This is a genomic window from Tardiphaga sp. 619_E2_N8_4 (assembly GCF_051810905.1).
Classification (GTDB): Bacteria; Pseudomonadota; Alphaproteobacteria; order Rhizobiales; family Xanthobacteraceae; genus Tardiphaga; species Tardiphaga robiniae.
The window spans coordinates 6097072-6117957 of sequence record NZ_JBPWQJ010000001.1; the positions used below are offsets into that span (position 1 = coordinate 6097072).

The window sequence follows — 20886 nt, forward strand, 5'->3', positions numbered from 1 at the left end:
GCCGCGCTGGGGGAGAGGGGAAGAGTCTGTGCGCTTCCTACCCCAGCGTAATCCCGTCGATTTCCTTCATCTCCTCCGCCGTCAGCTTCCACTGCGCCGCCTTCACATTTTGCTCGATCTGCTCGGGCGATGATGCGCCGGCGATGACGCTGGAGACTTGCGGGCGGGCGGCGAGCCACGAGAAGGCGAGCTCAAGCATCGAATGGCCGCGCGCGCTGACGAAGGCCTGCAGTTGATCGACCAAGACGATGTTGCGCGGGTTCAGATAGCGCTCCTGCATATAGGGGGTCTTGCCGAAGCGCGTATCGGCGGGGACGTTCTTCAGGCCGGCATATTTACCGGTCAGCATGCCGCCGGCGAGCGGGAAGAACGGCAGCAGGCCGAGATTGAAATGCTGCGCGGCCGGCAGCAGGTCCTTCTCGATGTCGCGGACGACGAGACTGTATTCGTCCTGGCACGACACGAAGGGCGCGACGCCCATCTGGCGCGCGGCCATCTCGGCTTCGGCGATGCGCCAGGCCGGGAAGTTGGAATTGCCGATATAGCGCACCTTGCCCTGACGCACGAGGTCGTCGAGCGTGCGCAGCGTCTCTTCGATGGGCGTCAGCGCATCGTAATCGTGCTGTTGATACAGATCGATATAGTCAGTCTTCAGCCTCCTCAGGCTGGCCTCGACGGCGCTCATGATGTAGCGGCGCGAGGCGCCCTGCTTGCTGCCGTCATTGCTCATCGGCTTGCAGTATTTCGTCGCGAGTACGATGTCCTTGCGGCGATCGCCCAGCACTTCACCCAGCACCGTCTCGGAGCCGCCCATGCCGGCATAGATGTCGGCGGTGTCGAACAGCGTGATGCCGAGATCGATCGCCTTGTGGATGACCTTGCGCGCGGTCTCCAGATCGGTGCGCTGGCCGAAATTGTTGCAGCCGAGACCGACGGCGGAGACGCGAAGGCCGGAGCGGCCGAGATTGCGGATTTCCATGATGAGTGTGCCTTGTGAGGGAAGCGCGGACCAAGGTTATGGCGCGCGCCTCATCGCGCAGCAAGACGCGCTGCATCATGGCAGTCGCGCGGGTGCTCAGGCGATGGCGGAAGCGGACTCGGGCGGTTGAGCTTCGGGCTCGGGCAGGGCGGTCGGGGTCTTCCGCGGCGGCCCGGCGCGCAAGGCTGTGGACGTCATGCGCCGCACAGCGTTTTCCGCGTTACGCGTGATCGTCTTGCGATCAGCGGACATGTCATAGGCGACGGCTTCGCCCCAGCTTACGACGACGTCGATGGCGCCCGACGACAGGATGCCGATGAAATGCGGGATCAGATCGATGTCGCCATACCACGCCACGTTTTCGCGAAAGGCGCGGCCGACCGGCAATCCACCGAAGCCGACATAGGCGATCGACATCGGCTGCACCGTGATCTCTTTGTGATGCGTGGAATCGCCGAGCGCGTGATGCACCGAGCCGACCAGTGCCGAGCGAAACGGCAGCACGCGCATGCCGTCGCTGGAGGTGCCCTCCGCGAACAGGACCACCGCGTCGCCGGACAGCATGCGGTCGCCAATTTCCTGCGCCGTCGCGCCGGTCTTCTGCCGGCGTTCGCGCTCGACAAAAATCGTGCGCTGCAGTTTGGCGAGCCAGCCGAACACCGGCCATTTGGCAACTTCGCTCTTGGCGACGAACACCACGGGCGCCCTGGCGCCGATGATGATGATGTCGAGCCATGAGACGTGATTGGAGAGGATCAGGACCGGCGTGTCCGTCGTCCGCTTGCCGACTTCGTGAATGCGCACCCCGATCAGCGCGCAAAGGATGCGGTGAAACAGATGCGGAATACTCCGCTGCCAGCGCAGGCCGAAGGCCAGTGCGATCAGCTGAAACGGCGCCAGCAGCAGCGTCAGCGTGGTCAAGGAGATCAGGACGGCGGCGAAACGGATCATGGGTTTGTTATACCGGGGCCGTCTTCCGCAGGCAAAGTCAGTTGCATGAACTAAGAGAAACCAAGGCAAAAAGAAGCGGTCCCGGTCAGCGCGGCAACTGACGGAGACCGCTGGGGAAGCACCCGATTGGCGACGGGGGGAAGCAACCGGCTGCATGAGGAGCCTAGCCGGGGCGAGTGACATCGCCATGACAACCCGGGATATCCACAGGCGGCGTTGTGCCCTATTCGGCCGCATCCAGCCGGTGGGAGCTGAACACGTCGCCCTCGCGTAGCGCCAGATAATAGTCGCGCTCGGAGAGCTCGTCGGTGTGACGAATGAGGTCGGTCACCGGAGTGTAGCTCAGCATCCGCCCGCCATCGGGCAGCACGGCGCAACTCAGCCGCAGCACCCGGCCATTGGCGAGGCGCAACGTCGTCGGCGTGGAAGTGCCGGCGCGGATCATCTCGACTCGTCTGGCGATGAAGCTGTCGACCTCGTCGTCGGGGAGGGCGTAAGCGTGGATATCGCGCGCGTGATACATCAGCGCGATCAGCGGCGGCTTGCTGTCAGCCTTCTCGTCGGGGAGCGTGAAGTAGTCGCGGAAGGCGCGGTTGATGAATTCGGCGCGGGTGTCGGCATTGAGAAGCACGACACCGATATCGATCTGGTCAAGTGCAGCCGAAAGGCGCTGGGCAGTGGCGTGCTGCTCGTTCTCGCGGGCCCGGGCCGCGCGTCGCAGCCGGAAGAGGCGGATTGCCAAAGTAATCCCGACGGCTGCGATCACAATGATCGCCGTTTCAATTCCCGGATCGAGAATCAGTCGCCAATCGTACTGCATCGGCTGTACCTGTGTCCGTACAAAGGTAAGAAACGCAGGTTGGCCTCTGGTTGCAAAAAGGCCCACAATTTCCCGGCGGTATAGCTAACGGCGTGTGAAGAGCCCGGCATCATTTTCCCCTTGTTCGCTTCAAATGCTATCGATGCCACCGGAACCGGCGCCGGCCCCTGAATGTTAGCGCCGGGATTTAAAAAGGACCCCGATCGAATGCCCTTCACCATTCCGCCGCTGCTGCTGCCGATTTTGATGCTGCTGGCCTCGAATATCTTCATGACCTTCGCTTGGTATGGCCATCTCAAATTCAAGGATCACTCGTTGCCCCTCGTCATCATGGTGAGCTGGGGCATTGCCTTCTTCGAATACTGGCTGGCGGTGCCCGCCAATCGCTGGGGCAGCGAAGTTTACAATGCCGCCCAGTTGAAGACGATGCAGGAAGTCATCACGCTGGTCGTGTTTGCTGCATTTTCGGTGCTGTATCTGAAGGAGCCGCTCGGCTGGAATCACGCGCTGGGCTTTGCCTTCATCGCGCTCGGGGCGTTCTTCATTTTCCACAAGTGGTCGTAGCGACCGCTTACTTCCCGGCCGGCGTAATCCGCAAGATTCGTCCTGCCGAACTATCCGTCAGCAGCCACAGTGCGCCGTCCGGTCCTTGCCGGACGTCGCGGATGCGTTCGTTGAGATTCTGCAGGATGCGTTCTTCAGAGCTCACGGTATTGCCGTTGAGCTGCAGCCGCACCAGCATCTGGCCGGCGAGCGCGCCGGTGAACAGGCTGCCGCGCCAGCGCGGGAAGAGATCGCCGGTGTAGAACGTCATGCCGGACGGGGCGATCGACGGCACCCAGTATTTCACCGGCTGCTCCATGCCTGCCTTCGACGTCGTGTCGTGCAGTTTGGCGCCGGAATAATCGACGCCATAGCCGATCACCGGCCAGCCGTAATTCTTGCCCTTGCCGATGATGTTCACTTCATCGCCGCCGCGCGGCCCGTGCTCGGTCTCCCACAACTCACCGGTCGCCGGATTGATGGCGAGGCCTTGCTGGTTGCGATGACCGTAGCTCCAGATCTCCGGCCTGGCACCGTCGCGGCCGACAAACGGATTGTCTTTCGGCACAGATCCATCCGGCGCGATGCGGATCAGCTTGCCGAGATGATTATCGAGATTCTGTGCCTGATCGCGGCCGCTATAGTGTTCGCCGAGCGTAACAAACAGGTTGCTGTCAGGCGCCTGAACAATACGGCAGCCGTGGTGATTGCCCGACGACAGCGGGCCGTCCTGGCGAAAGATCACCTTCATGTCGTCGAGACGCGGCGCAGTGCCGTCGATGAGCTTGCCGCGCGCCACGGCGGTGCGACCGCCGCTGCCCGAACGCTCCGAGTAGCAGAAGTAGATTGTGTTGTTCTGCGCGTAGTTCTTGTCGGTGATGACGTCGAGCAAACCGCCCTGGCCGACGGCCATCACCTCGGGCACGCCTTTGACCGCAGGCGACAACTGTCCCTGCGGCGAGACGATACGGATGCGACCGGGCCGTTCTGTAACCAGCATGCGGCCCTCGGGCAGGAAGGCCAATGCCCATGGATAAGCGAGACCGGAGGCGACAGTCTGTACTTCGAGCCTGCCGGCCGACGAGCCGAACGAGGTGTTTTCGCCGCGGGTGGTCGTGGCGATCAGAAGGGTCGCGGTCACGACGATAGCCGCCGTCAACGTGACAGTGACCCAGATCACGGGCCTTTTCATCGGTATGGCTCCATCACGGAGTCGCAGGTTGCATAAGCGATGCGCGGCATCGCGGCTGAGTGTTTATGAGTTGTGGGGACCGTCAGAGCGGCATCGCACTCGCCACCGGGATCGACATCACGGTGAGGGCGAGGATGACGCAGAGCGACAGACAGCCAACCGCGAGCGACGCCGCGACGGCGTGGGTCAACCGGGTGGATGCGATGGACGTGGGGCGCGCCTGAAATCCTGCACCCACGCGAAGCGACCGTATCATGGCCGTAAATCCTTCAAATCGCGGGCGAATCACCCGCGTGCTACAAATTCGCAGCTGCGGCAGGCGAGATTTGGGCGGGATTGGCCGTAACTATGGCGGGAAAATGGCATTCACAGCGCTTATGCCCGCTATTTCAGGACTTAAGCGTCGGCAACCACGTCCAAAGTATCGTATTCCGACGACGTCGGGTGCCAGTCCATGGAGATAAAGCCCGGCTGGGTTTCCACCAGACGCAGCCAGCGGCGGATCGACGGAAAGCTGGACAGGTCGAAATCGCACTTCTCGGCGACGTGGGTGTAACCGTATAGCGCGATGTCGGCGATAGTCAGCTGGCCCGCGGCGAAGAAGTCATGGATCTTGAGGTGATTCTCCATCACCTGCAGCGCGGCATAGCCCCGCTCCATCCAGTCTTCCAGCGCGTGGGTCTGCAGGTCGCGGCCACCGCGCACCAGGCACAGCCAGAAATAGGCGGCACCGAGATTCGGCTCCAGCGCGTGCTGCTCGAAGAACATCCACTGCATGGCTTCGGCACGGTCCATCCGCGATTCCGGCGCCAGAGATGTACCGATGGCGACATACCACAGGATGGCGTTGGATTCGGCGAGATAGCGGCCTTCGGCGATCTCGAGCAGCGGCACCTGACCGCTGGGGTTCTTGGCCAGAAATTCCGGGGTACGGCTCTCGCCGCGCAGAATGTCTACTTCGATGGCGCGATAAGGCGCGTCCAGGAACGCCAGCGCAAGGCGAACCTTGTAGCTATTGCCAGAGCGCTGCATCGAATAGAGTTTGTACATTCGCAGATGTTCAATTCATTTCAGGTCAAGGCAACTGCGCGATTGGCCAGCGCAGATCGCGGTTAGACAATGATGCTGATGCGAGCCTGTCGCAAGGCCCACGGAATGGAAAAAGTCGAAAACGGCTGCGGCAGTCTGGATTGAGAAAAATGTATGTCAGGCAGCATTCGGCAATGGAAGATCACGCTGCCGCGATCTGTGTGTGAAGGTGCCGCGATGTGCTGTTATCAGCGAGTGCGCGCCGCAGCACGATGATATAAAAAGCGATCATCACCAGAAAGCCGAGCGGCAGTTCGATGGCGCCAGCGATGCTGCGCGTCAGCAGCGGCATGATCCAGGTCAATGCGAGCAGGCTGATCTCGCCCGCGCGAAAGCCATGATCGAGTCCATGCCGCGCGAAGAAGGCGATGGCGATGGCGAGCACCATGAGATCGTAGTCGAGCACATAGGGCGTCGCCAGCAGGCTGCCGATCGCGAGCGCTGTCGCCTTGAGTTCGAATGCTGCGTTGCTGCGCCATAGCCACATCAAACTGATGGCAATGCCGGCTGCGAGACTGAATTGTGCGGCATAAGCGACAGGAAGACCGGCGCCCCACATCCGTGTCGCGGCGAAGATCGACTGGATTTTCTGCCACCCGGTGCCGCCTTGTTCGAGTACGACATCGCGAGTGAAAGCAGTGGAGTCGGCAAAGGCCTGCCAGATGCCGGCGCCGAACAACCCCGTGCTCAGTACGATGAGGACAGCGACGGTGAGTGCGGCCGATACCATCGTGATCCAGCGTCTATCGGCGAGCAGGGCGAGAGGAATCAGCACACCGAATTGCGGCTTGTAGGCCAATAGCCCGATCAACACGCCGGCCAGCCACGGCCGGCGACGGAGCAGAAGCAATGCGCCGCCCAGCAGTGCGGTGGTTAGAAATCCGTTATGGCCGTGACCGACATTGATGAAGACGGCAGGAAAGGCGGCGGCCACCAGCAGCGTTTCCCGGCGGGGCAGGATCGTGCGGATCGCGGCGAGGTAGGCGGCGAAGCTGGCGACGAGCCACAGACCGAGCCCCCATCCATAGGGCACCGTGGCCACCAGCGCGGCAATTCCGAGAAAGAACGGCGGATAGTGCCAGCCGTAGAACGGCACGTCGCGGCCAAACACCCGCTGTTCCGCGGCGTGTTGCAGGGCGGGATCATACGCGTCGGCGGGTTTGCCTTCGAGGGTGAGCCGGCCCGCCGCATAGATGTTGGAAAAGTCGGTCCCGATCGGCTTGCCATTGCGGTCGATCACGCCGTCCGAGACCGCAATCCAGCCGGCGAAGGTCAATGTGCCCAAAGCGAGCACGATCAGGCTGTAAGCCCGCACGCGTTCGAGGGGCAGCCATGCGCCGCTTTCAATGTGCTGCCAGATCCAGATCATTTTAAGGGTGCATTTGGCCCAAATCGTCGATTGCGACGTGCGGTTGACGCTACCGTCCCCCCGTTTAACGCTTGCTGAATTGCATCACTTCCAGATGTGTTTTTGCCCAAGCTTCTTGCGATGCAACGTCGCACGCACTAGGGTGCGCCGATCCCAGCAGGATCAGCCATTTTGACGTCGCCGACCGCGGGTCCGCGACCTTTCTCAGGAGAAGATGATGTCGTTTTTGTCCGCTGCGCTCGACCGTGTGAAGCCGTCCGCGACGATCGCGGTGACGGATAAAGCACGTGCGCTGAAAGCAGCCGGCCGCAACGTCATCGGTCTTGGTTCGGGCGAGCCCGATTTCGACACCCCGGCGAACATCAAGCTGGCAGCGATTCACGCCATCGAGGCCGGCAAGACCAAGTACACCGCGGTGGACGGTATTCCCGAACTGAAGGAAGCCATTATCGGCAAGTTTCAGCGCGAGAATGGCCTGACCTACAAGCCGAACCAGATCATCGTCGGCACCGGCGGCAAGCAGGTGCTCTACAACGCGCTGATGGCGACGTTGAACCCGGGTGACGAAGTCATCATCCCGGCGCCGTATTGGGTGAGCTATCCGGAAATGGTGGCGCTGGCCGGCGGCACGCCCGTGTCCGTGGTCTGCACCGCAGAATTCGGCTTCAAGCTGCAGGCTTCCGCGCTGGAAGCGGCGATCACGCCGAAGACCAAGTGGATCATCCTGTGCTCGCCGTCGAACCCGACGGGCGCCGCCTACAAGAAGTCGGAGCTCAAGGCGCTCACCGATGTCCTCGTGAAGCATCCTCACGTTTGGGTGATGACCGACGATATGTATGAGCACCTCGTCTATGACGACTTCGAATTCACCACGCCGGCACAGATCGAACCGTCTTTGTTCAATCGCACGCTGACCGTGAACGGCGTCTCCAAGGCTTACTGCATGACCGGCTGGCGCATCGGTTACGCCGGTGGTCCCGCCGAGCTCATCAAGGCAATGGCGACGATCCAGTCGCAATCGACCTCGAACCCGTCGTCGATCGCGCAGTGGGCGGCGGTGGAAGCCTTGAACGGTCCGCAGGATTTCATCCCGAAGAACAATGCCGTGTTCAAGGAGCGCCGCGATCTCGTGGTGGCAATGCTGAATCAGGCCTCGGGCATCAACTGCCCGCGTCCGGAAGGCGCATTCTATGTCTATCCGTCCTGCGCCGGCACGATCGGCAAGACTGCGCCTTCGGGCAAGGTTATCGCCAATGACGAAGACTTCGTCACAGAACTGTTGGAAACCGAAGGCGTAGCTGTGGTGCAGGGTTCGGCCTTCGGCCTTGGCCCGGCATTCCGCATCTCCTACGCGACGAAAACGTCCGATCTCGAAGATGCCTGCAAGCGCATCCAGCGCTTCTGCGGAAATCTTCGGTAACAAAACCCGCTCCGAAACTTTTGACGGTTTCGGGGCTTATTCCGGGAAGCGCCTTCTTTTCGACACGGCGCTTCCTTCTTGTCCCCTCGCTATCAAAATCCCCAAGGTGGAGTAACACTATGCGACTTTCCAAGATGTTCGGCCTGACGGCCGTGGCCTTTGCGGCGTCGGTTGCGACCGCAAATGCACAGCAGCCTGGCAGCGTTCAGGTTGGCGTGCTGGAGTGCCGTGGCGGCCAGAACGTCGGCTACGTGGTCGGTTCGAATGCGCACCTCAACTGCGTCTTCCAGAGCGCCGGTGGCCGCGCCGAAGGTTACGTCGCCAACATCCGCCGTTTCGGCCTTGATCTCGGCTTCACCGAAAACACCACGGTGCAGTGGGCTGCATTCGCTCCGACCACCCGCGTGCCGCGCGGCGCGCTGGCCGGCAGCTACGGCGGCGTCGGTACCAACGCATCGGTTGGCCTCGGTTTCGGCGGCAACTTCCTCGTTGGCGGTCCGGGCAACACCTATTCGCTGCAGCCGATCTCGGTGCAGGGCCAGACCGGTCTGAACGTCGCCAGCGGCATCGTTCAGCTCGAACTGGAAGCGACCGGTCCGGTCAGCGGTCATCGCTACAACAAGAAGCGCCGTCATCGCAGCCATCGCTAAGCGATCGCTACGATCGCCAGCGATCGCTGTGATCGCGTAAGCGATCCGGCAAGGTTAACGAAAAGGCCCGCGCGAGCGGGCCTTTTTTGTTGCGTGCGCTGCGCGTGCGCCGCTGTCATTGGGCGGTATCATTAGCTATGGATAGTCGATCCACATCCTTACTTCCGTTCATCACCCGGAGATTCCTGATGGTCCGCCTCTCATCGCTCGTTCTCGGTATCGCTGCCGCCGCCTTTTTCACTGCATCGCAAGCGCAGTCGCAGCAAGGCGTGCAGGTCGGTGTCTTGAATTGCCGGGGCGGAGCCAGCGTCGGATTCGTCGTGGGCTCGGTGACCAATCTCGGCTGCGTGCTCACCGGTACCGGTCGTCCGGATCAGCCTTATGTCGCCACGATCCGCAAGGTGGGCATCGATCTTGGTATTACCGAACAGACCGCGCTATCCTGGGCCGTGTTCGTGCCGGTGAACTATAGCGGTCCCGGCGATCTGTCCGGCAACTATGCGGGCGCGCAGGGCAGCGCGTCGGTTGGTGTCGGCGTCGGCGCGAATGTCCTGGTTGGCGGTTCGCAAAACGCCTTCTCCCTGCAGCCGCTCAGTCTGCAGGGGTCGGTGGGACTGAATGTCGCCGCCGGTCTGCAGAGCCTGGAGTTGCGCCCCGGTCGCTGATCCCGCGGCGATCGCTCGCACAAATTCATCCGGCTTCGCCCATGGCGGAGCCGGATTTTTTATGGCGCAATCCGATCACGTTCATCGCAGCGCAGCAACTTTTCCATCTTGCCAAATATCCGGACCGGGCGGAGCATTGACCGCCGACCCAATCATGGGCCGAGCTCCACATGAGGAGGCGGCAATGGGACAAGACCTGAGAAGTCCCCGCGGTCCACAAGGCAATGCCGCAAAGTGCATTGCGCTGGTGGGCCCTTTCCAGAGCGGAAAAACCACACTGCTTGAAGCGATCATGGCCCGCACCGGGGCGATCCCGCGGGCCGGTAGCGTCGACAATGGGACAAGCATCGGCGATGCCAATGCGGAAGCCAGAGCCCACAAGATGGGCGTCGGCCTGACGGCTGCGACCACCACCTTCATGGGCGACAGCTACACATTCATCGACTGTCCGGGCTCGGTGGAATTCGCACATGACATGCGCGCGGCATTACCCGCCGTCGATGCAGCCATCGTGGTTTGCGAGGCGGATGCGCGAAAATTGCCGCAGCTGCAATTGATCCTGCGCGAACTCGAAGACCTCGGCATTCCCAGATTTCTGTTTCTCAACAAGATCGACCGCGCCCACAAGCGCGTGCGCGAGACGCTGGCGACATTGCAGCCGGCCTCGCGCGTGCCGCTGGTGCTACGGCAGATCCCGATCTGGAACGGCGACCTGGTCGCCGGTTTCGTTGATCTCGCGCTGGAGCGCGCTTTCGTCTATCGCGAGCACAAGGCGTCCGAAGTCATCAAGCTCGAAGGCGGCGATCTCGACCGCGAGAAGGAAGCGCGTTTCTCCATGCTGGAGAAGCTTGCGGATCATGACGACGCGCTGATGGAGCAGTTGCTTGACGACATCGCGCCGCCGGCCGACGCCGTGTTCGACGATCTCGCGCGCGAATTGCGCGAAGGTCTGATCTGTCCGGTGCTGCTGGGCTCGGCGATGCGCGAGAATGGCGTGCTGCGGCTGATGAAGGCGCTACGCCACGAGGCACCCGGCGTGGCCGAGACGGCTAAGCGCCTCGGCGTGCCCGACAGCAAGGATGCGATCGGTTACGTGTTCAAGAGCAGCCATCTACAGCACGGCGGCAAGCTGTCTTACGCGCGCGTGCTGAGTGGTCATCTCGATGATGGCGCAACATTGCTGTCCTCGTCGGGCGAAAGCGGGCGTGTCTCCGGCATTCTTGCGGCGAGCGGAGGACATGACAGCAAGCGCGCATCGGCCGAAGCGGGCGAGACCGTCGCGCTCGGCAAGCTCGATCATGTCAGGACCGGCGACACGATCTCGACCGGCAAGATCGTGCCGGCGTCTCTGGTGAATGTCGTGGCCGCGTCGCCCGTGCTGGCCATGGCGCTTGCGTCCGCCGATCGGAAGGACGACGTCAAGCTCGGCCAGGCGCTGTTGCGACTGACCGAGGAGGATCCGTCGCTTGCGGTGGTCAATAACGCGCAGACCCATGACGTGGTGTTGTGGGGGCAGGGCGAGATGCATCTGCGCGTGGCGATGGAGCGCCTGCACGAACGCTTCGGCATCAACGTCAAATCGCATGCGCCGGTGATCGGCTATCAGGAGACCATCCGTAAACCGATCACCCAGCGCGGCCGGCACAAGAAGCAGTCCGGCGGTCACGGCCAGTTTGGCGACGTTGTGCTGGAGATCGGCCCGTTGCCGCGCGGCGAAGGCTTTGCATTCCAGGAAAAGGTGGTCGGCGGCGCGGTGCCGCGCAACTACATTCCCGCGGTGCAGGAAGGCGTCGTCGACGGGTTGCAGCGTGGCCCGCTTGGTTTTCCTGTCATCGACGTGCAGGTGACGCTCACCGACGGGTCCTATCACAGCGTGGATTCTTCCGATCAGGCGTTCCGGACGGCTGCCCGGATCGGTTTCACCGAGGCGCTGCCGCAATGCCAACCGGTGCTGCTGGAGCCGATGCATACGGTGGAGATCGTCTGTCCCACCGAGGCCACGGCCAAGGTCAACGCCATCCTGTCAGGACGGCGCGGCCAGATCCTCGGCTTCGATACCCGTGACAACTGGCCGGGCTGGGACACGGTGCGCGCGATGTTGCCGGAAGCGGAGATCGGCGACCTGATCGTCGAGTTGCGTTCGGCCACTGCGGGTGCCGGCAGCTTCACCCGCAGCTTCGACCACATGGCCGAAGTCTCGGGCCGCGCCGCCGACCAGATCGTTGCGGCGCATCGGGTGGCGGCTTAGTACAGTGGCCCATGACGCTTGGACCGCGGGTTGTAATCATTGGCAATAGCGGCTCGGGCAAGAGCACGCTGGCGCGGCAGCTTGAAAGCCGCGTCGGTGGCGAACGCACGGATCTCGACTGTATCCACTGGCTGGACAGGGTCGGTGTGAAGCGAGACGAGGGGCAGGCCAAAGAACTGGTGGCCGCCCTTGCCGTGAAGTCGAACTGGATCATCGAAGGCGTTTACGGCTGGCTGGTCGAAGCGGCATTGCCGCGCGCCACAGCATTGATCTGGCTCGACATGAGCCCGGAGGTTTGTCGTGATAGCCTCGCTCTCCGGAGCCCTTGGCGTGGCGCGACGGCCAAGGAACATGCAGATTTTCTGGCTTGGGCCGAGGCCTACTGGCAGCGCAAAACGTCGAGTTCGTTCGCTGGCCACTTGGCGCTGTTCGACGACTTCGGCGGCGTCAAACGACGCCTGACATCGCGCGCCGCTGTCGCCCAGTTCGTGGCGACCATGGCGGCTTCGGCAATCAAGTGATGTTTTATACATCATTGAAGATATCTCACATATGATATAAGACTCGTGAAACTGGAAACCGCCCTTGATTACATCGTTTCAGATGCGGGCCGCCCGTGCGCTGCTGGGTATCGATCAAAAGCGGCTGGCCGAAATGGCCGGCGTGTCGCTACCGACCATCCAGCGCATGGAAGCGAGCGAAGGCAATGTCAGGGGCGTGGTGGATTCGCTGATCAAGGTGGTGGACGCGTTCAATCGTGCCGGCGTCGAATTGATCGGCGAACACACCCGCAGCGACTCCGGTGGCCGAGGTGTGCGTCTGAAGCAGCCCGGTCCGCCGCCTAAGGTGGATGGATAAAACTGGCAGATCGAGACGAGTCGCTGCGTGCGACAGAGGCGAGCCGAGTATGGGCATTTCTGGCGGGGGCATGCGGCGCCCACATCAGCCGACATTCGCGGAGCTGTTCACACCGAAACTGATCACGGTGCTGCGCGAAGGCTACAATCTTGCGGCATTTCGCGATGATGTGCTCGCCGGTCTGACGGTGGCGATCGTGGCGCTGCCGCTGTCGATGGCGATTGCCATCGCCTCGGGCGCATCACCTGACCGCGGGCTGATCACCGCCGTGATTGGCGGCTTCCTGGTCTCTGCGCTGGGTGGCAGCCGGTTTCAGATCGGCGGACCCGCCGGCGCCTTCATCGTGCTGGTGGCGGCCACGGTGAGCCGCAATGGCATCGACGGTCTTATCCTCGCGACCATGCTCTCTGGCGTGTTCCTGATGGTGGCGGGCTATTTGAAGCTCGGCACTTACATCAAGTTCATTCCCTATCCGGTCACGGTGGGATTTACCGCCGGTATTGCCGTCATTATTTTCGCCAGCCAGATCAGGGATCTCCTCGGGCTCACACTCACCGGCAAGGAGCCTGGCGAACTGATCCCGAAGCTGCAGGTGCTCGGAAGTGCGATCCACACCGTCAACCTGTCGGCCGCCGCGATCACCATCGCGACCATTGCGATCATCCTTCTGCTCAAGAAGCTGCGGCCTTCCTGGCCGGGCATTCTGATCGCGGTTGCCGCAAGCGCGGTCGCGGCATGGTACTTTGCGCTGCCGGTTGAAACCATCGGCACCAAGTTCGGCGGCATTCCGCAATCCTTTCCGCTGCCGTCGCTTCCCGCGATTTCCCTGGCAAAGCTGCAGGCCATTCTGCCGGACGCCATCTCCTTTGCGCTGCTGGGCGCGATTGAATCTTTGCTCTCAGCTGTCGTCGCTGACGGCATGACCGGCCGGCGGCATCGCTCCAATTGCGAACTGGTGGCGCAGGGCATCGCCAATATCGGCTCGGCGCTGTTCGGTGGAATCTGCGTGACCGGCACCATCGCGCGAACCGCCACCAATGTCCGCGCCGGCGCGCACGGCCCGATCTCGGGCATGCTGCATGCGGTATTCCTGCTGGTATTCATTCTCGTCGCGGCGCCATTGGCAAGTTACATTCCGCTGGCGGCGCTCGCCGCGGTGCTTGCCGTGGTCGCCTGGAACATGGCGGAGAAGCATGAATTCGCGACGTTACTGCGGTCATCATGGGGCGATGCGGCCGTGCTGTCGGCGACTTTCCTGCTAACGATCTTCCGCGATCTTACCGAAGGCATTGTGGTCGGCTTCGCGCTTGGCGCGATTCTGTTTATCAACCGCATGGCGCAAACAACCGGCATTGAGGCGGATAAGCCGCTGGTCGTGGCCGACAAGGCCGACGACGCCAATGGCGACCGAAAACCCTATGATCCCGGTCTCGCTACCGATCCCGACGTCGTTGTCTATCGCATCACCGGCGCATTTTTCTTCGGCGCGGCCTCCACCATCGGATCTGTGCTCGAGGGCTTCTCGGATCGCCACAAGGCTTTTGTGATCGATTTTGCCGCGGTCCCCTTCCTGGATTCGACTGCTGCGAATGCGATCAAGGGCATTGCCGAGAAGGCAAAGCGACAAGGCGTCCGTGTCATTCTCACCGGCACCTCGCAGGGCGTGCGCCGGGCGCTGCTGACCCACGGCGCGCGACCACCACTGGTGAAATACCGTGCTGATGTTGCAGTGGCCGTCAGCGAGATCAAGATCCGACGCGCTGCAGCGATCCAGGAGACGTCGAGCTGATGGCATCGGCAGTTGCTCGCAGCTGCAGTATTGATCGTCTGCATGGTTGTCGGACTTGCTGTGCGCCGCAAAACTGTCTGATGATTAAGAGCCCCTGCATGATTTTTATGCTACGCACGCTTCCGCCTGAAGCGAAGGATGAATGATGCCGAACGAGACCACGCCCCGCGCCGCCTGTTTGATCGGCTGGCCTGCCGCGCATTCGCGCTCGCCGCTGATCCACCATCACTGGCTGCGCAGCATGGATATTCCGGGCGGTTACAGCATCGAGTCGATCCCGCCGGAAGGCGTGGCCGAATTCGTGATGAACCTCTCCAAGCACGGTTACATCGGCGCCAATGTCACGATCCCGCACAAGGAGCGTGTGCTGAAGCTGACCTCACCGGATCGCCGCGCGCGCGCGGTCGGGGCCGCCAACACGTTATGGTATGACCACGGTACGCTACGCGCGACCAATACGGATATCGAGGGCTTCATCGACAATCTCGATCATTGCGCGCCCGACTGGGACCACGCCGACGACGCGCTGGTGCTCGGCGCGGGCGGTTCGTCGCGTGCAGTGGTGTTCGGATTGCTCGAACGCGGCATCAAACATGTCTATGTCGCCAATCGCAGTCTCGATCGCGCCGAGGCGATGGCCGCGCAATTCGGTTCGCAGGTGGTGCCGTTGGCGTGGGAGAATGTCGCCAGCATGTTGCCGCGCGCATCCTTGCTGGTGAACACCACGTCGCTCGGCATGGGCGGCCAGCCGCCATTGATCATCGACCTCGATCTGTTGCCTGACCAGGCGGTCGTCGCCGATCTCGTTTACGTGCCGCTCGATACGCCGCTGCTCGCCGCCGCCCGCGCGCGGGGCCTCCGCGCGGCGGACGGACTCGGCATGCTGTTGTATCAGGCCGTGCGTGGCTTCGAGCTCTGGTTCGGGCAGCGCCCCGATGTGACGCCGGAACTGCGTCGCCTCGTCGAGGCCGATCTCACAGTGGCGTGAGCGGGGAATAGCTATTTGGCCTTGGGGTTTCCATCTGCAGCGGTGGGCGCCGCCTTCAAAGGAAATTCCCCTATGGTTCAGATTGTATCGACTTCGGCTCGCTTGTTCGTGGGCTCACTTCTCGCTGGTTCATTGCTGATTTCCGCTGCATCAGCGCAGCAGCCGCAACCCCTGCGCATCCGTGGTGCCATCGAAGCCGTCGATGGTGCGGTGCTGACGATCAAGACGCGCGACGGCGACGAGCGCAAAGTGAAGATGACGGACAATGTCACCGTCACCGGCATTGCCAGAACGACAATGGCCGAGGTGAAGCCCGGCTCCTATATCGGCGTGACCGGCATGCCGCAGACCGATGGGTCGCAGAAGGCCATCGCGATCCATATCTTTCCAGAAGCGATGCGCGGCACCGGCGAAGGCTCGCGCCCGTGGGATCTGCGCCCCAACAGCAGCATGACCAATGCCACCGTCGATCAGAAGGTCCAGGCCTCCGATGGCCAGACGGTGACGGTGAAGTACAAGGACGGGGAAAAGAAAGTGATCGTGACGCCTGACACACCCATCGTGACATTCGTGCCGGGCAACAAGGATGAACTCAAGCCTGGCGCCAAGATCATCATCATGGGCGCTACCAAGAAGGATGACGGCACCTTCGAGACGGCGCGGGTCAATGTTGGGCTGGATGGGTTGACGCCGCCGATGTGAGCTAGAAAGCTTGAACTAGAACACCATCGTCATGCCCGGCCTTGTGCCGGGCATCCACGTCTTGGGCAAGGCAGAAAGACGTGGATGGCCGGGACAAGCCCGGCCATGACGACTGAGAGAGGCATTCAGCTCACCAAAACGTGCCTGTCGATCTCGGCGATCGAATTCACGCCGCACAGGCCCATGGTGACGCTGAGTTCGTTGCGCAGGATGTCCAGCGCCTTGGTCACGCCGGGGCCGCCATAGGCGCCGAGACCGTAGATATAGGCGCGGCCGATCATGCAGGACTTGGCGCCGAGGGCGAGCGCACGCATCACGTCCTGCCCCGAGCGGATGCCGCTGTCGAACATCACTTCGATCTCCGAGCCGACCGCATCGGCGATCCCCGGCAATACCGAGATCGACGACGGCGCGCCGTCGAGCTGACGTCCGCCGTGGTTGGACACGACCATCGCCTGCGCGCCGACCTTCACGGCTTCGCGGGCATCCTCGATATCGTGAATGCCCTTGATCACGATCTTGCCGGGCCAGATGCTGCGGATCCAGTCGAGATCCTTCCAGTTCAACGACGCGTCGAATTGCGATGCTGTCCACTGCGCGACGGAGCCGAGATCGTCGGTGTTCTTCACGAAGCCGGCGATGTTGCCGAAGTTGCGCCGTTTGGCTTTCAGCGTGCGCACCAGCCAGCCGGGCTTGCTCATGAAATCGATCAGGTTCTTCACATTCAAGATCTGAGGCGGCACCGACAGGCCATTCTTGATGTCGGCATGACGCTGGCCGATCACCTGCAGATCGACGGTCAGCACCAGCGCGCTACACTTCGCCTTGATGGCGCGCTCGATCAATTCCTTGATGAAGCCTCGATCCTTCATGACATAGAGCTGAAACCAGAACGGTTTTTCGACATTCTCGGCGACGTCTTCGATGGAATTGATCGACATCGTCGAGAGCGTATAGGGAATGCCCGCCGCCTGCGCCGCCCGGCAGGCGTGAATTTCGCCGTCGCCATATTGCAAGCCGGTTGAGCCGACCGGCGCGCAGATCAGCGGCATGGTGGCCTTCTCGCCGAGGATGGTCGTCGAGGTGTCGCGATTGGCGATGTCGACCAGAATACGCTGGCGGAACTTCAGCTTCTGCAGATCCTCGCAATTCGCACGGAACGTGTCTTCGCTATAGGAGCCATGGTCGACATAATCGAAGAACGCCTTCGGCACGTTGCGCTTGTGCTCGAGGCGAAGATCTTCGATGCAGGTGATATGCTTCATGAGATGTCCCAGCCGTTCTTGTCTTTGCTTGTATTTGCTTGTTTCGGTGTCATCTAGCATGGTTAGGCGGTCCGCCATATCATCCTTGTCATTGGAATGTCGTCGAAATTGAAGGAGGCCAGAATGTCCGGCTCCAAGACAAATCCAGCAGGCCACGGGGCCGGCAAGGCTCCCGGCAAGGCAGCCGAGGACGAAGAAAAGCGACAGCTGGAAGTTGCACTGGACGAAGGACTGGAGGAGACTTTTCCGGGCTCCGATCCGGTCAGTGTGACCCAGCCTGCCCATTCAAAGGCGGACGCGCATATCAAGCGAAAGGGCTGAGCGGGCCGGGTTCCGGTCAGCTGATGCTCCATCGAAGGCATTACATGAAAGGTTAAGGTATATAAGTAATATCAATGGCTTGTCGTTAATTACGTATTCCGGGCCTTGGTAATGATTCATCATATTTTTTGAAGCGATTTTAGGGGCCCGAGCCTTATAAGTCCGTCACATATATGGCGCAGCCAATGGGTCAGTCGCCTGAGACAGGGTTTTGAGCCCTCGCGCGAAGCGCGAGGGCATTGGGGGTTACCATGAGCCGTAAATATTTCGGGACAGACGGCATTCGCGGCCGCGCCAATGGTCTGATCACGCCGGAACTGGCACTGAAGGTTGGGCAGGCCGCAGGTCTTGTGTTTCAGCGCGGCGAACATCGTCATCGTGTCGTGATCGGCAAGGACACCCGGTTGTCCGGCTACATGATCGAAAATGCGATGGTGGCAGGCTTCACGTCGGTCGGCATGGATGTGCTGCTGGTCGGGCCGATGCCGACGCCCGCCGTGGCGATGCTGACCAAGTCGATGCGCGCCGATCTCGGCGTGATGATTTCCGCATCGCACAATCTGTTCGAGGACAACGGCATCAAGCTGTTCGGACCGCTCGGTTATAAGCTGTCGGACGATGTCGAGAAGCAGATCGAGGAACTGCTCGACGAGAATCTCGACAAGAGACTGTCGCAGAGCGCCAGCCTCGGTCGGGCGCGCCGCATCGACGGGGTGCATGATCGTTACATTGAATTCGCCAAACGCACGCTGCCACGAAATCTCAGCCTTGATGGTTTGCGCGTCGTCATCGATTGCGCCCATGGCGCCGCCTACAAGGTGGCGCCGGAGGCGCTCTGGGAACTCGGCGCGGACGTCATCTCCATCGGCGTCGAGCCGGATGGTTTCAACATCAACAAGGAATGCGGATCGACCGCACCGGAAGCGCTGAGCCGCAAGGTGCGCGAGATGCGCGCCGATATCGGCATTGCGCTGGATGGCGACGCCGATCGGCTGATCATGGTCGACGAGCGTGGCCATCTGGTTGATGGCGATCAGTTGCTCGCCGTTATCGCGCAGAGCTGGAAGGAAGACGGGCGGCTTGCCAAGCCAGGCATTGTCTCCACCGTGATGTCAAATCTCGGTCTGGAGCGCTTCCTGAAGGGGCAGGGCATCGATCTCATCCGCACGGCAGTGGGTGATCGCTATGTGCTCGAGCAGATGCTGCAGCATGGCTACAATGTCGGCGGCGAACCCTCCGGCCATATCATCATGTCGGACCATGCGACGACAGGCGACGGTTTCGTAGCCGCGCTGCAGGTGCTGGCCGTGGTGACCAAGCTCGGTCGGCCGGTGTCGGAAGTTTGCCACCTGTTCGATCCGTTGCCGCAGATTCTGAAGAATGTGCGTTATCGCAGCGGCAAGCCGCTTGATGATGCAGAAGTGAAATCCACCATCGCTGCCGGCGAACAGCGCCTCAATGGTCATGGTCGTCTCCTGATCCGCCCGTCGGGTACGGAGCCAGTCATCCGCGTAATGGGAGAGGGCGATGACCGCGTGATGGTCGAGGAAGTGGTGGATTCCATCGTTGACGCGCTGGGCCACGCAGCCGCGGCGTAAGCTTCCTGTTCGTTCGCCCTGGCCAAGGCGCCAGCGCGCGATGCCTGCGAATTGACATGAAGAGCTGTCTTGTCCGAATTTGATCGGGCGAGGCGGCTCTTTTGCGTTTTGATAGTTCGCGTTGGAGCGCTTTGGAGCGAAGTGGGCACCGGTTCGAATCAAGGAAACGCGTCAACAAAAAGCTGGAGCCTGGTTTTGATCCGGTCAGAGCCGAAGGCTCCGGGCAGGTAAGTCCTCGTTAACACCTGGCGATGCCACGGCGCATTGCAGCGCGGTTTGATAGCAAGACATTGTTAGTAACTGTGGCGACGCAGCGGCGTGATGGAATTCGCGTGCATTTTCGTCACCAAATATCAACCTTAAAAGTTAGGGTTAAGCGCCGCTTAAGGAGTTGGTGTCATCGTCCGTTTGTGAGTTTCCGAGTGTGAGGCCTCCATTAGTTGCCTCTTTGGCCCAAAAGGACGAAGCCAATGCGTAGCGTTAAATTCATTCTGGCCGCGGGCGCGGCTTCCCTGATGTCGACCGCCGTTCTCGCTGCCGACATGCCCATTGCTCCACCGCCTCAGATGTATGCGCCGCCGCCGGTTGAAGACTTCGGCGGTTGGTACCTGCGCGGCGATATCGGTTTCAGCAACCAGCACGTCAAGAACATCGAGATGGGTGATGGTCGCAACGCCAATCTGCTCTCGCTTCAGCAGACCACTGCCTTCGATACGGCTGGCATCTTCCAGCTCGGCGTCGGTTATCAGTTCAACAACTGGTTCCGCGGTGACATCACCGGCCAGTATCGCGGCAATTCGAATTTCAAGGGCACCGATCACGTGACGTTCCCGTCGAGCGGCCTCGTTGGTACCGGCGTGAACAACTACAACGCCACCAAGTCCGAATGGGTGGTGATGGCCAATGGTTACGTCGATCTCGGTACCTGGTGGTGCGTGACCCCGTTCGTCGGCGCCGGCGTCGGCATGGCTCGCGTCAATATCGGGAACTACACGGATAACGGTGCGATCAATGTCGGCTCCGCCGGCGGCGTGCCATTCATCGGCGGCCCGTTCCCGAGCTATGCCAGCGCGCCGGCAGCATCGAAGTGGAACTTCGCATGGGCCTTGCACACCGGTCTTGCTTACAAGGTCAATCCGGCAATGACCGTCGAACTCGGCTACAGCTACATGAACCTCGGCGATGGCCAGACCGGACCGGTCTCGACCTATGACGGCTTCACCCGCGGCGTGGCGATGCAGTTCAAGGACATCACCTCGCATGACCTGAAGCTCGGCGTGCGCTGGAACCTCGACAGCCCGCCGGCCTATGCGCCGCCGCCGTTGATCCGCAAGGGCTAAAGCTAAGCGGATTGCCTCAACTATCTTAAGAGACCTTAACGGCGCGGGAGATTCCCGCGCCGTTTTGTTTTGCACGGGTAGTATCATCGCAACCAATGA

21 protein-coding genes are annotated in these 20886 nt (G+C 61.5%); 13 read left to right on the forward strand and 8 right to left on the reverse strand.

Features of this window, described 5'->3' with window-relative positions; all coding sequences use genetic code 11:
* Window positions 1-37: 37 nt before the first annotated feature.
* The 3 genes from AB8A23_RS28985 to AB8A23_RS28995 form a co-directional block, all read right to left on the reverse strand.
* Complete coding sequence (locus AB8A23_RS28985) at window positions 38-979, reverse strand: aldo/keto reductase (RefSeq protein WP_439057373.1); 942 nt, start codon at window positions 977-979, stop codon at window positions 38-40.
* A 96-nt stretch (window positions 980-1075) separates the two neighbouring features.
* Window positions 1076-1930, reverse strand: coding sequence for a lysophospholipid acyltransferase family protein (locus tag AB8A23_RS28990; RefSeq protein WP_439057374.1), 855 nt, complete (start codon window positions 1928-1930; stop codon window positions 1076-1078).
* Between the two features lie 223 nt (window positions 1931-2153).
* On the reverse strand, window positions 2154-2696 hold the full coding sequence (locus AB8A23_RS28995; protein WP_439066036.1) for a PAS-domain containing protein: 543 nt from the start codon (window positions 2694-2696) through the stop codon (window positions 2154-2156).
* A gap of 261 nt (window positions 2697-2957) precedes the next feature.
* Here AB8A23_RS28995 and AB8A23_RS29000 point away from each other — a divergent pair, with 261 nt between their 5' ends.
* Window positions 2958-3314, forward strand: a complete 357-nt coding sequence (locus AB8A23_RS29000) for a DMT family protein (protein ID WP_068731204.1) — start codon at window positions 2958-2960, stop codon at window positions 3312-3314.
* Window positions 3315-3321: 7 nt separating this feature from the next.
* Here the strand turns inward: AB8A23_RS29000 and AB8A23_RS29005 are convergent, their stop codons facing one another.
* The 4 genes from AB8A23_RS29005 to AB8A23_RS29020 form a co-directional block, all read right to left on the reverse strand.
* A complete protein-coding gene (locus tag AB8A23_RS29005) occupies window positions 3322-4485 on the reverse strand; it encodes a PQQ-dependent sugar dehydrogenase (protein WP_439057376.1) in 1164 nt (387 codons plus the stop codon).
* An 82-nt stretch (window positions 4486-4567) separates the two neighbouring features.
* The gene (locus tag AB8A23_RS29010; protein ID WP_175367576.1) at window positions 4568-4741 is read right to left on the reverse strand and encodes a hypothetical protein; all 174 of its coding nucleotides are present in this window, start codon (window positions 4739-4741) and stop codon (window positions 4568-4570) included.
* Window positions 4742-4881: 140 nt separating this feature from the next.
* Complete coding sequence (locus tag AB8A23_RS29015) at window positions 4882-5535, reverse strand: glutathione S-transferase family protein (RefSeq protein ID WP_089261726.1); 654 nt, start codon at window positions 5533-5535, stop codon at window positions 4882-4884.
* A 181-nt stretch (window positions 5536-5716) separates the two neighbouring features.
* Window positions 5717-6943 carry a glycosyltransferase family 87 protein gene (locus AB8A23_RS29020; protein WP_439057377.1) on the reverse strand — a complete coding sequence of 409 codons (1227 nt, stop codon included), beginning with the start codon at window positions 6941-6943 and terminating at the stop codon, window positions 5717-5719.
* A gap of 217 nt (window positions 6944-7160) precedes the next feature.
* Between AB8A23_RS29020 and AB8A23_RS29025 the strand changes: the two genes are divergently transcribed.
* From AB8A23_RS29025 to AB8A23_RS29065, 9 genes are all read left to right on the forward strand, one after another.
* Entirely contained in the window at window positions 7161-8363 is a 1203-nt protein-coding gene (locus AB8A23_RS29025) for a pyridoxal phosphate-dependent aminotransferase (protein WP_068731379.1), read from the forward strand.
* Between the two features lie 119 nt (window positions 8364-8482).
* Window positions 8483-9013 (forward strand): DUF992 domain-containing protein, encoded by a 531-nt coding sequence (locus AB8A23_RS29030; RefSeq protein ID WP_068731210.1) that lies wholly within the window; start codon window positions 8483-8485, stop codon window positions 9011-9013.
* A gap of 188 nt (window positions 9014-9201) precedes the next feature.
* Entirely contained in the window at window positions 9202-9678 is a 477-nt protein-coding gene (locus tag AB8A23_RS29035) for a DUF992 domain-containing protein (protein WP_068731211.1), read from the forward strand.
* Window positions 9679-9862: 184 nt separating this feature from the next.
* Window positions 9863-11926 carry an elongation factor G gene (locus tag AB8A23_RS29040; protein ID WP_439057378.1) on the forward strand — a complete coding sequence of 688 codons (2064 nt, stop codon included), beginning with the start codon at window positions 9863-9865 and terminating at the stop codon, window positions 11924-11926.
* An 11-nt stretch (window positions 11927-11937) separates the two neighbouring features.
* Window positions 11938-12447, forward strand: coding sequence for a hypothetical protein (locus AB8A23_RS29045; protein WP_439057379.1), 510 nt, complete (start codon window positions 11938-11940; stop codon window positions 12445-12447).
* Between the two features lie 64 nt (window positions 12448-12511).
* Window positions 12512-12784 (forward strand): helix-turn-helix domain-containing protein, encoded by a 273-nt coding sequence (locus AB8A23_RS29050; RefSeq protein WP_068731217.1) that lies wholly within the window; start codon window positions 12512-12514, stop codon window positions 12782-12784.
* Between the two features lie 49 nt (window positions 12785-12833).
* Entirely contained in the window at window positions 12834-14573 is a 1740-nt protein-coding gene (locus AB8A23_RS29055; protein WP_439057380.1) for a SulP family inorganic anion transporter, read from the forward strand.
* Between the two features lie 142 nt (window positions 14574-14715).
* Window positions 14716-15561 (forward strand): shikimate dehydrogenase, encoded by an 846-nt coding sequence (locus AB8A23_RS29060; protein WP_439057381.1) that lies wholly within the window; start codon window positions 14716-14718, stop codon window positions 15559-15561.
* A gap of 72 nt (window positions 15562-15633) precedes the next feature.
* Entirely contained in the window at window positions 15634-16263 is a 630-nt protein-coding gene (locus tag AB8A23_RS29065; protein WP_439057382.1) for a hypothetical protein, read from the forward strand.
* A 125-nt stretch (window positions 16264-16388) separates the two neighbouring features.
* Here the strand turns inward: AB8A23_RS29065 and AB8A23_RS29070 are convergent, their stop codons facing one another.
* Complete coding sequence (locus tag AB8A23_RS29070; RefSeq protein WP_093759299.1) at window positions 16389-17528, reverse strand: alpha-hydroxy acid oxidase; 1140 nt, start codon at window positions 17526-17528, stop codon at window positions 16389-16391.
* 123 nt (window positions 17529-17651) lie between these two features.
* Between AB8A23_RS29070 and AB8A23_RS29075 the strand changes: the two genes are divergently transcribed.
* The 3 genes from AB8A23_RS29075 (at window position 17652) to AB8A23_RS29085 (ending at window position 20787) form a co-directional block, all read left to right on the forward strand.
* Window positions 17652-17849: a hypothetical protein gene (locus AB8A23_RS29075; RefSeq protein WP_141137017.1), complete on the forward strand. Its 198-nt coding sequence runs from the start codon at window positions 17652-17654 to the stop codon at window positions 17847-17849.
* A 251-nt stretch (window positions 17850-18100) separates the two neighbouring features.
* On the forward strand, window positions 18101-19447 hold the full coding sequence (gene glmM, locus AB8A23_RS29080; protein WP_089261706.1) for a phosphoglucosamine mutase: 1347 nt from the start codon (window positions 18101-18103) through the stop codon (window positions 19445-19447).
* A 470-nt stretch (window positions 19448-19917) separates the two neighbouring features.
* Entirely contained in the window at window positions 19918-20787 is an 870-nt protein-coding gene (locus tag AB8A23_RS29085; protein WP_439057383.1) for an outer membrane protein, read from the forward strand.
* Window positions 20788-20886 lie beyond the last annotated feature (99 nt).